Origin of the sequence: Shewanella sp. S23-S33, assembly GCF_043359565.1 — a bacterium.
Classification (GTDB): domain Bacteria; phylum Pseudomonadota; class Gammaproteobacteria; order Enterobacterales; family Shewanellaceae; genus Shewanella; species Shewanella oncorhynchi.
This window is the reverse complement of the sequence record NZ_JBHFFD010000034.1, coordinates 1-11267: the sequence shown is the minus strand read 5'-3', so window position 1 is coordinate 11267 and position 11267 is coordinate 1. Positions and strand designations below refer to the sequence as shown.

The 11267-nt window shown below is 44.3% G+C and carries 7 protein-coding genes and 1 pseudogene; 3 read left to right on the top strand and 5 right to left on the bottom strand.

The features are described 5' to 3' along the window. Window positions 1-254: 254 nt before the first annotated feature. Window positions 255-959, bottom strand: a complete 705-nt coding sequence (locus ACHA99_RS09695) for a DUF2057 domain-containing protein (protein ID WP_393942434.1) — start codon at window positions 957-959, stop codon at window positions 255-257. A gap of 207 nt (window positions 960-1166) precedes the next feature. Further along, a complete protein-coding gene (locus tag ACHA99_RS09690; protein ID WP_393942432.1) occupies window positions 1167-3212 on the bottom strand; it encodes a bifunctional 2',3'-cyclic-nucleotide 2'-phosphodiesterase/3'-nucleotidase in 2046 nt (681 codons plus the stop codon). Window positions 3213-3919: 707 nt separating this feature from the next. On the opposite strand from ACHA99_RS09690, the gene ACHA99_RS09685 reads away from it, so the two are divergent. Beyond that, a complete protein-coding gene (locus tag ACHA99_RS09685) occupies window positions 3920-6064 on the top strand; it encodes a M3 family metallopeptidase (RefSeq protein WP_393942430.1) in 2145 nt (714 codons plus the stop codon). Window positions 6065-6271: 207 nt separating this feature from the next. Here the strand turns inward: ACHA99_RS09685 and ACHA99_RS09680 are convergent, their stop codons facing one another. The 3 genes from ACHA99_RS09680 to ACHA99_RS09670 form a co-directional block, all read right to left on the bottom strand. Continuing rightward, window positions 6272-6655 (bottom strand): GCN5 family acetyltransferase, encoded by a 384-nt coding sequence (locus tag ACHA99_RS09680; RefSeq protein ID WP_393942428.1) that lies wholly within the window; start codon window positions 6653-6655, stop codon window positions 6272-6274. Further along, window positions 6656-7105, bottom strand: a complete 450-nt coding sequence (locus ACHA99_RS09675; protein ID WP_393942436.1) for an acetyltransferase — start codon at window positions 7103-7105, stop codon at window positions 6656-6658. Between the two features lie 277 nt (window positions 7106-7382). Next, window positions 7383-9575 carry a M3 family metallopeptidase gene (locus ACHA99_RS09670; RefSeq protein WP_393942426.1) on the bottom strand — a complete coding sequence of 731 codons (2193 nt, stop codon included), beginning with the start codon at window positions 9573-9575 and terminating at the stop codon, window positions 7383-7385. A gap of 241 nt (window positions 9576-9816) precedes the next feature. Here ACHA99_RS09670 and ACHA99_RS09665 point away from each other — a divergent pair. Together ACHA99_RS09665 and ACHA99_RS09660 are read left to right on the top strand one after the other, a co-directional pair. Next, window positions 9817-10030: pseudogene (locus tag ACHA99_RS09665) on the top strand (hypothetical protein); the annotation flags it as partial. Window positions 10031-10591: 561 nt separating this feature from the next. Continuing rightward, window positions 10592-11017, top strand: a complete 426-nt coding sequence (locus ACHA99_RS09660) for a hypothetical protein (RefSeq protein WP_131526074.1) — start codon at window positions 10592-10594, stop codon at window positions 11015-11017. The last annotated feature ends 250 nt before the right edge of the window (window positions 11018-11267 follow it).

Below are 11267 nucleotides of genomic sequence, written 5' to 3'. Positions count from 1 at the left end.
ACGTTTTAGTATTTTTGAAAGGGCTTTATTGGTTAGGACATTGATAGGCTTAAATTACATTAAGCTGTGAAGTGGTAATGGGTTTACTGAACGCTTTCTTAATGAGCTTAAGTTTTACTAAGTTCTAATTCTAAGAACTGTAATAGAGCCGCCAGTTCATAGTGACACTAAGCTGGCGGTCTGAAATAGATAGCTGAAGCAATGTTGATGGTTAGAGGACAAATACTCTCTTCAACGCTTGCGTGCTTTATGGGTCACTCTTTGTTGATTTTAGCTTTGAAGCTGGCTTTGGTATTGTCGTTAGCTTGTTTGTACCAGTAATCCAGCATTTGACTGATTTCAGCTTGGCTAGGTGTCGTCGCTGGAGTGATTTGCTGAGCCTTATCATTGTTCGCTGTGGCTGCTGATGTTTGGTGTATTTGCGGCTGGCTTGCCAATACTGGTGCAATGGCGTCGCTTGCTTGCGTTGTTGCGGTATTCATAGTGAGATTTAATGAAGCCGGATGATTGCTAAGGTTGTACTGCAGTATCTCGTGTTCGAAATCCCGTCCCAGTTGAATGCCATTCTTAATCAATTTATCACTGGTAAAACCCACTGCTTCATCTTGAGCATTTAATAGTGTCAGCTTAGGTGACTCATCAAATTTCTTTGCATCTCTGGCTGAGTTGATGGCGGGAAGTGTCAGCGTGAGTGTTTGTGCTGACGCATCAAAACGGACGATGAGCACGTCGGAGAGATAATGCACTGAGTCAGCTTGTTGTCGATATTGCGCGGCATAACGGAAGGCAATCTGATTGGTCCCATCGGCTAAAACGAGATCGCCACTCTTTACGGCTGGCTTGCCATTGACCGTTAACACTTCAGCATTTTTAGGCAGATTGAGATGAACATTGGCCGTTGCTGGCTGCACAGTCCCCAGCACTAATGCCGTGGCACATAAGATTGATTGATATTTCATAAGCTTTCTCTGTTGTTGCGAGGACGCCGCTAAATAATAAGGCAGATATTTGGCGACACAAAGCAGGTTTAACCTTTAGTGTGGAGCATGATGAACTAAATGGCGACACGCCGTTTATAGATCGCAGATTAGCGTTAATTTAATCTGTAGGGAATAAAAAAGGCTCACGAGGAGCCTTTTTGAGCATGATATTTCGGGATTGAACGCTTATTTGGTTAGGTTGATGCTATAAACGGCGAAACCCAGTTCATCCTTACCGATCTTCTTCATTTCACGTTGTTTATTGGCTTCGATAAAGGCAGCGGCTTTGTCACTGTCTTGGGTTTCGAAGCGAATGTCTAATGTGACGTTGGTAGTGATGGTTTTGAAATCCCAGTTGTAATCGGCACTTGGATTGACCATAGCTTCGTACTTACCTGTGGTTTCGTTGTACTCAGATTGCGCTGTGATATAAGCAGCTAGCGCTTCACGGTTAGTATCGGGCAGTTCAAGTACCACATGGTCGCTACCCGTACCAGCAAACTTACCCCCAAAGGCGCGGTAGTTATTTGAGGTAACGATAAACTCTTTCGCGGCAAATTCTTCACCTGTGATGACTTTGCCGTTTTCGTCTTTATAGCTTAAATCAACGATACGGTTTGCGTTGGCATTAACGACGGCGCAATCGCGGTCAAACTTGCTCGGTTGGGTCACATCAATTTTATAGGTTAAGCCATCGAGTACGTCGAAGTTATAGGTTGGATGACCATCCCAGTTGATTAAACCTTGTGGTGTGGTTTTTGCTAGGTCGATTTGATTGAACTGGTTTGCTGAGCACTCGAGCCAATCTTTCAATTCGGCGCCCGTCGCTTTGACTGCCACCATAGTATTGGGATACAGGTACAGATCGGCGGCGTTTTTAAAGGTCAGTGGGCCTTTATCAACTTGCACAAATTGATCGGCATCACTGGTTGTACCGTGGCGACCGCCCGCTTTAAAGGGTGCAGAGGCTGACAGCACTGGCAGACCTTTTAATGCTGCAGGTAATTTCGCTTTCACGTTAGCGATCTGCGCATCGGAAACGATTTGTACCGTAGGGTCGTCCTGCACTAAGGTAAGGAAGCTGTACATGTCGGCTGCGGCAACGCCGATAGGTTCATCCACAAAGGCGAGGGTGCCTTGGTGCTCGGCTGCGACTGCATCTTTAATTGCGGGATCTTGGCTAACTAACTCTTCCTTAGTTGCACCATTATATATGGGGCGAGCTTGCGTTTTGGCACTAAGGACATGCCATTTACCATTTCTACGTTCAAGTTTAAAGTCAACAACCCCTAAGTTATCACCCCAACGACCTGGCATCACTGCTGGGACGCCGTTCAGTAGGCCCTTAGTGACGTCGGTATTGGGTAAGTCGGCATACTTAGCATCAGGGAAGATAGAGTGGCTGTGGCCGAATAGAATCGCATTGATACCATCAACATAAGTCAAAGCGTAAGTGGCATTTTCAGCCATAGGATCGCCAGGATTTTCCGTTGAACCAATGCCAGAGTGAGGAATGGCGATAATGATATCGGCCCCTTTGGCTTTCATTTCGGGGACATATTTTTTCGCGGTTTCAATAATATCTTCGACCGTCACTTTACCCGTCAGATTTTGTTTATCCCACAATAGAATTTGCGGTGGCACAAAACCAATATAACCAATGTTAATGGTTTGATTATTGCCTTCACTGTCGATGATGTTTTTTTGTTTGATGATATAAGGGGTGAATAAATGCTCACCTTTTTTAACCTCATTCCAGCAACCATTATCGTCGGCGCAATAAACGTTTGAGTTGATATAAGGGAAATCTGCACCACTAATGGATTTATTTAAGAAATCTAAACCATAGTTAAATTCATGGTTACCGATATTACCGACTTCATAATCTAATAGGTTCATGGCTTTATAGGCTGGATGAATATCACCCATTTGCAGGCCAACTTTAGCCATGTAATCGCCCATTGGGCTGCCTTGTAGTAGATCGCCGTTGTCGACGAGTACGCTGTTTTTGGCTTCGTTGCGTGCAGCGTGGATTAAGCTTGCAGTACGGGCTAGACCGATAGTTGGGTCATTTTTGCCACTGTAGTAGTTGAAATCCATGATATTTGTGTGCAGATCTGTGGTTTCGAGTACCCGTAAATCGGCTTGAACGACTTTGTCGTCATCAGAATTACAGGCGCTTACACCAAGGGCGGCAGTGATCATCACTGCGAGTATTTTCTTATTTAACATAGTTATCTCTATTTATATTTATTTGACCCCAATGCATGTTCCGTAAAAGAACATACCCATCATCTCGTTAATTCAGCGTAATTTAACTGTTAGGTTAATTTGCCGCTAAGTTAACGAGCGGGAATTATAAAGACATTTGATGATCTGAATGTGACATTAATCGGATAAAAGCTGTTTCAAATTGTGACTCAAGGTTTGCCTGCCTAAATAGTGAGCCGTTCAGCCTGTTTATTTGTTACACCTATGTTTAAATAATTACAGTAAACAGTTTATTAAGAAGAATTAATATTTGTTATTGGAATGGCATTTTATTTGCTCAGCCCCTTGTCTATGTCGGGGATATTTGACTTAAAACTTCAGTAGAATTGTTTTAAATAATTCTTTTACATCAAATTTTAGCCAATGTTGATCACTTATGCTCGCATGTCTCTTGGCTTGATTGAGGCGAGTTAGGTTTAGCGTAGCGTTGGCATAGGCTTATTTAGACGGGTAATACACATAAAGTGATACAAATTAGCTGTGCTCTGGGCGGGTAAAACTTGGCTGAAATGCGCGTAACTTGTTAAGGTAGTTCATCGAAATTGACGTACGAAGCTACACAAGTTCGTTAAAACAGACTGTTGTAAACCGAAAGCCAAAATCCATTTGCGCGCACCTTTCACCTTAAAAATACAATCGAAAGGGCAGCAACATCCAAGGGAGTTAATATGCGTAAGTCCGTTATTACCACAGCCGTAGCTGCGGCATTGTTACTTGGCGCTTGTTCAGACAAGCCTGCTGTAAGCACCAATGAAGCCAAAAATGCCGTTGCGACTCAAACTGCTGCTAAAGCGCAAGCAACTAATGTGCTGCTGAGCAAGAGTCCACTGCAAGATCAAGCGCCGCAATTTAATCTTATTCAGTCCGCAGATTATGCTCCCGCCTTCGAGCAGGGCATTAAAGCTCACGATGCAGAAATCGCTGCGATTGTGAATAACAAACAAGCGGCTAGTTTTGACAATACCATTCTCGCCATGGAAACCTCGGGTGAATTATTAACGCGCGTATCGCGTACCTTCTTTAATCTCGCAGGTCTGATTTCTGATGATGATTTCCAGAAAACCGAAGCGGATCTTGCACCTAAGCTATCTGCCCACCGAGATAATATTTATCTCGATCCGACTTTATTTGCCCGTGTTGAAGCCGTATACCAGCAAAAGAGCAGCCTAAATGCGGAAGATCAGCGTTTAGTTGAATATTACTATGAGCAGTTTGTTCGCGCTGGCGCGAAATTGTCGGCCGAAGATAAAGCTAAGATGCGCGACTTTAACGCTGAACTTGCAACCTTAGCGACGGACTTTTCACAAAACAGCTTAAAATCATTTAAAGATGATGTGATTGTTGTGACTGATAAAGCCCTGTTAGCCGGTTTATCCGACAGCGAAATTGCTACTTTAGCTGCGGCTGCTAAAGCTGCTGGTAAAGAAGGCTATTTGATTACGTTAGTCAACACGACACGTCAACCTGTGCTTTCTAGCCTGAGCAACCGTGAACTGCGCCAAAAAGTATGGGAAACCTCGGCGCACAGAGCCGTCGCAATCAATGGTCCATTGATTGTCAAAATGGCGCAAATACGGGCTAAAAAAGCCAATTTACTGGGGTTCGATACTTGGGCATCCTATGCGGTTGCCGATCAAATGGCGAAAACACCAGCCGCTGTGTATGAAATCCTCGATGATTTAGCGCCAAAAGCTTTAGCTCGCGCCAAAGTGGAAGCGGCTGATATTCAAGCTGAAATCAAAAAGGCGGGCGGTGATTTTGAACTGCAACCTTGGGATTGGGCTTACTACGCCGACAAAGTGCGTAAAGAGAAATACTCCCTCGATGAAAGCAGTATCAAGCCTTATTTCGAGTTTAATACTGTGCTGAAAGACGGGCTGTTTTTCGCTATGCATAAATTGTATGGCATCAGCTTAAAACCGCGTACTGATTTACCCGTGTGGCATTCCGATGTTTTAGCCTTTGAAGTCTTTGATAAAGATAACAGTTCTATTGGCTTATTCTATCTAGACCCGTATGCCCGTGAAGGCAAAGGCGGCGGCGCGTGGATGGATGAGTTCGTCACCCAAAGCGGTCTGCTCGGCACTAAGCCCGTTGTCTATAACGCGCTTAATATTCCTAAGCCAGCCGATGGCCCAACGCTAATGACCTTCGATGAAGTGACCACTCTGTTCCATGAATTTGGCCATGCGATACACGGTTTATTCTCGCAGGTGAAATACCCAAGCGTGGCTGGCACATCAACCGCACGTGACTTTGTTGAGTTCCCATCACAGGTTAACGAAGATTGGAATATCGATCCTGCTGTGATTGCTAACTATGCCAAACACTATAAAACGGGTGAGCCAATTCCTAAGGCGCTGCTCGATAAAATCTTAGCGGCAAATAAGTTTGGCCAAGGTTTTGATACCGTTGAGTACCTGTCAGCGGCCTTGTTAGATATGGAATGGCACTCTATCAGCGCCGATACTCAAATTAGCGATGTAGAGAAGTTTGAGCACCAAGTATTAGCTAAACATGGTCTTGATTTTACGCCAATTCCCCCGCGTTATAAATCGAGCTACTTTAGCCATGCCTTCTCTGGCGGTTATTCAGCTGGATATTATGCGTATTTGTGGACCGAAGTGTTTGCCGCCGATGCCTTTGCCTATATGGGCGAGCATGGTGGATTGAAAGCCGATAATGGTGACAAATTCCGTAAGGAAGTCTTATCTAAAGGTAACAGTGAAGATCTCATGCAAGGTTATATTCACTTTACTGGTAAAAAACCGACAACAGAGGCACTGTTAAAGCGCCGCGGTTTAGTCGATTAATTGTAATAAGATAAAGGCTTGTTAGGGAAACCTAACAAGCCTTTTTTTATTGATGTTGGGGCGGATTTATTAACCATTTTTTGTTTCAAGACTGGAGGTTTAGAGGATAAGGAAATCTGCAGGTAACGCTCCTAATCACAGTTCCAAAATAGTTTGTTGGAATGTTGTCGAAAGACAGTCTTAAACTATTTTTTATTGATTAAATTGTTATGTTTGATTGTCACTTATAAAGTTAGCAATAGTGTCCTCCTTACGTTGACTCTCTAATAGCCACTCAACCCTCCATTCAGTTAGGCGTTCACCTGTTTTATGAATGTATTTTCCTGCTTCTGGTTCATCAATCCATTCAAGCTGTTTAACAAGTACTAAAGGCGCTTCAGACCCGTCAGTTTCATTCGAAAATTCAAGAGCCTCATTATAAGTATGAAATGCGTAATAGTAGATTTCACCATCAAATTCATCTGGAGCACCTTGCCAAGGGCGGCACCAAACACGATATTCTAGTACTTGATCATAGAAATAACCGCCGCCTGATTTTGTTTCCGCCGGATACTCTCCAACCCTATTCTCATCGATTGAATCAGGATACATCTACAATCCCTCAATGGAATATAACGCCATATGCAACAGCGGATAAGGTTTACCCTGTCCATCAACGGGTGAGCGACCCGTTACTGAAAAACCAATATGCTGGTAAAAACCTATTGCTTGCTGATTCTGCTCATTAACATCAACCTTTGTGGCTCCCAGTTCTTTAATGGCATGTGTCGCTAGCATGGAACCAATACCTTTTCCGCGCGCGTCAGGTGAGATGAACAGCATTTCAATATTGCCATCATGTATCCCGCAGAATCCGAGTATTTCTCCATTGTCATTTTTAGCGCACTTTAAGTGAACGGCGTCAAAATATTGTTCGAGGATCAACGGCTTTAATTCCTGTAGATCTTCTTCTGCTAAAAAGTCATGGGTTGCTCTCACCGATGCTTCCCAAATATTGAGCAGACTAAGATGATCTGCTTTTTCTACCATCTCAATATTCATCATATAACTCTATTGAAAATTTAATGCCGCGTAAGCGGTGAATCATAGTGGGTTAACATGTGAAGCGGAAACGTACCAACCTTTACGAATCCGCGTTTAAAAAGTTTAGGCGTAAGTTCCGTAACATCTTTTTCCCAAGATGTTACCTGCCAAGCTGCACTCTGTCATCTTGACCTTTCTCGCCATTTCCCTATTTGGTATCAGTAAAATAAAAACAGGGAGTGTTAGCTCCCTGTTGGTGATATTTCAAACTTCAATTTAGATGGATGATGTTATGTTACTCGGCCAGTAATCCGCGGCTACGTAGTAGCGGCTCTATACCGGCTTCTTTACCGCGGAAATTTTTATACATCAGCATAGGATCATCGCTGCCGCCTTTCGAAAGGATATTGTTACGGAAGGAGTCCGCAGTGGCCTTGTCGAAAATGCCGTTTTCTTTAAAGGCTTCGAAAGCATCCGCACCTAAAATATCCGACCAGAGGTAGCTGTAGTAGCCTGCTGAATAACCGCCTGCGAAAATATGCGAGAAGTAAGTGCTGCGATAGCGTGGGCTAATTTCCTCAATCAGTCCCATTGCCGCTAACGAGTCCGCCTCAAACTTGGCCGCATCCTTTGGCGTTGTGTCGGTCAGTGTGTGCCAATCTAAATCGAGTTTAGTGGCCGACATGTATTCAACGGTAGAAAAACCTTGGTTGAACTTGCTGGCCGCTTGGATTTTCTTCACTAGTTCTTGCGGGATCACTTCGCCGGTTTTGTAGTGCTTGGCAAATTGGGCTAACACTTCTGGTTGAGTCATCCAGTTTTCATTCACTTGCGATGGGAACTCAACGTAATCGCGAGGTACGGCGGTGCCGCCCTGTGAGCGATATTCGACGTTCGATAACATGCCGTGTAGTGCGTGGCCAAATTCGTGGAATAGTGTGCTGGCTTCATCGAAGGTCAGCAGCGCTGGCTCATTACCCGCTGGGCGAGGGTAGTTTAATACGTTGACAATAATAGGTTTAGAATCAACGCCATTCATATTGTATTGCTTGCGGAAGGAGTTCATCCAAGCGCCGCCACGTTTACTGTCACGGGTGAAATAGTCACCCATAAAGATGGCCATCAGTTTGCCGTCTTTATCGTAAACTTCCCAAGTACGGACTTCTGCATTGTATTTGGGCAAGTCGGTACGTTCTTTAAAGGTCAAACCGTACAAACGGTTAGCCGTGTAGAACACGCCTTTTAATGTACTGTCGAGGGAGAAATACGGGCGGGTTTGTTGCTCGTTAAAGCTGTACTTAGCGACACGGATCTTGTCGGCGTAGTAATCCCAGTCCCACGCTTGCAGCTTAAAATTGCCACCTTGAGCGTTAATCATGGCTTGCATATCAGCCACTTCGTTTTTGGCTTGGGCCAATGCCGCTGGCCATACTTTATTGAGTAAACCGTAGACGTTTTCTGGTGTTTTAGCTGTGCGTTCTTCTAACACGAAATCCGCATGGGTTTTATAGCCCATCAGTTGAGCACGTTCGGCACGCAGGGCGGCAATCTTCGCGAGGATAATCTTGTTATCGTTGGCGTTATTGTTGTTACCGCGCTCGATATAGCCTTTGTAGAGTTTTTCACGTAACTGGCGATTATCGGCATAGGTCAAAAAAGGCGTAATAGAAGGGCGAGACGTGGTAAATACCCACTTGCCTTCATGGCCACGTTTTTTGGCGGTTTCAAAGGCAGTGGCAATCACATCTGCGGGTAAACCCGCGAGATCGGCTTTACTATCAACCACTAATTCGAAGGCATTGGTTTCGGCTAATAGATTGTCACCGAAGGTTAAATTGAGTTTGCCAATTTCTTCGTTCAGCGCGCGCAGTTTGGTTTTATCTGGCTCGCTTAAGTTCGCGCCGCCACGGGTGAAAGATTTATAGGTATCTTCCAGCAATTTGGCTTGGGCTGTGCTGAGCTTCAGGTTGTCTTTTGCGTCGTGGACAGCTTTAACTTTTTGAAACAGTTTGTCATTAAGCAAAATATCGTCTTCGGCGGACGATAACATAGGCGACACTTCTTTCGAGAGTGCTTGCAATGCTTCATTCGTATCCGCGCCCGTCAGGTTAAAGAAGACGTTAGAAACGCGCGTCACTAGATCGCCAGAAAACTCCATGGCTTCAATCGTATTGGCGAAGGTGGGTTTTGCTTTATTATCAACAATTGCTTGAATTTGTTCGTGTTGTTGGGCTATTCCCGCTTTAAATGCGGGGAGGAAATGCTCAGGCTTGATTTTATCGAAGGCCGGAATTTCCATAAAAGTATCATAGGGTTTAAAGAATGGATTAGTCGCATTTTGGCTGATAATTTGTGCTGACACTGCATTTGGCGCCGCACTTGCTTGAACACTGGCATCGGGTTGTTGTGTGCTACAGGCGCCCAAAGTTAAGGCTAAAGCGATGGCACTTAGCGTGCGGGCTTGCGCTTTAAGGGTTAGTCCCTTCATTATTTGTTCCCCGTTAGGTCGATATTGTTATGGATGTTTGCATGATGATGGCCTTGGATTTCAGGAAAAATTTGAAGTCTACGAGCGGCTAAAACCATTAAATTAAGCTTAATGTGACTGTTTAACATGTATCGGACTAGGGGTTCCATCGATTTTGTGTTTAGTTTGTAACAAATGTTTTGTTTCAGGCTTTTAAGCAAAAAATGATGGCAAACTGGGCGAGGATATTACCGCGTCTCAGGCACGTTTTCTTGGCTTAGTCGACCCTAAACCCATTGCAATTGGCGGTTCAACGAACAGTAAATTACTCCCCATTGCTTTAAGTTTTGGCACCAGCCATGCTGGGCGTGTAATACACAGGCCATACCGAAAAAGAGTTCATCACCCACAAGCAATTCATGCTGAACCTAAAAATGTATACCGCAGCATTTATCGATCTATCGGCGGTGAAATAGTGATCTCTACCATTACAAACTTCGTTTGAATTCTTTAATCACAATCAAAGTCGTGGGGCTTCACCCCCTGATGTTTAATTAAGAGTCGACCAAGGAGGACTGCTCGTCCTATCCTCCTTGGATGCTCCAAGACGCCCCCAACGGAGTTGAAAGCCCCTTGTGCTCATTGACAAATTTGCTATCGCTTCCGAAGGATGCGTCCCTGCACCTGCGAAAGCTAGCTCGCCATCCATGGCGAGACTCACGCACTCTTTATTAAATCAAGAGCTCTATTCGCCCTGCGGCAACTCCGAGGGGAGGTGTATTCCTTGGAGTTTTGAGTCGTTAGATAGTGATTCATCAGCAAAAAATAAGTGCTAAAAATGAGAAAGCTAAAACGATATCAAGTGATTACCCATTAAACTGTATAAAAAACCGCTACCGCAAAAAAGCAAATTCCTATAGCATCATTTATACCCATTTACATGGATGTGGCAGCGGCCAAGTCCAACAAGCGATTTATGCCCTGCAAACAGCGCAGCGCATAAATACTAAGACGTTATGCAGGAAAAGGAGTTTTCAATGAAGCATAGAATAGTCAGTCTTTTCTTCTGTTTTGTATTTTCCTGCTGGACTGTTGCCGCTACAGCTGCGGGGCGTGATTATAAGTGTGTCGTTGAAAGGGTATCTTCTGCATCTGGTGATAACGGGAGTTCACACCAATTCTATGTAGATAACTACGTAGGAAGGGACTTCTCAGTGGATAGAGCTAGCGGTGTGATGGCCGGTGCACTTAAAAATTCATATGTAACAGAACCTCAAGTTATAGATTTCGGTTCATCTGAGAATGCCTATAAAGTGGTCGCAACTATGAGAGTAGATCAAGGTGCTGGAGCTGGATCGAGTGTTTATGCGCTCACTATCGAAGAGTTTGAATCAGGCCCTGAAAAGCCTTTTGTATTTTTAATGAATGCGACGGTATTTTTTGGAAAGTGCGAGCACTACTGAAATGCATAACAAACCGCTGAAATTCGTTACGACCACAAAAAGCGTGGCCTTCACTAGGACTCGCTTCGTTCGCCTTCTAGCGAGGCGTTATCCATAGAAATTTTAATCCGAAACTGACGAGTTCGAGTTAAGGCTTTAACTCAAAAATGTCCAAAAGCGTGCTGGGTATCTCCTTCATACAGACAGGTTACACTAGTGCCAAAAAGGTGAGCCATGGTAATTTGCGAGACGACCGTCCGCCCCATGGACG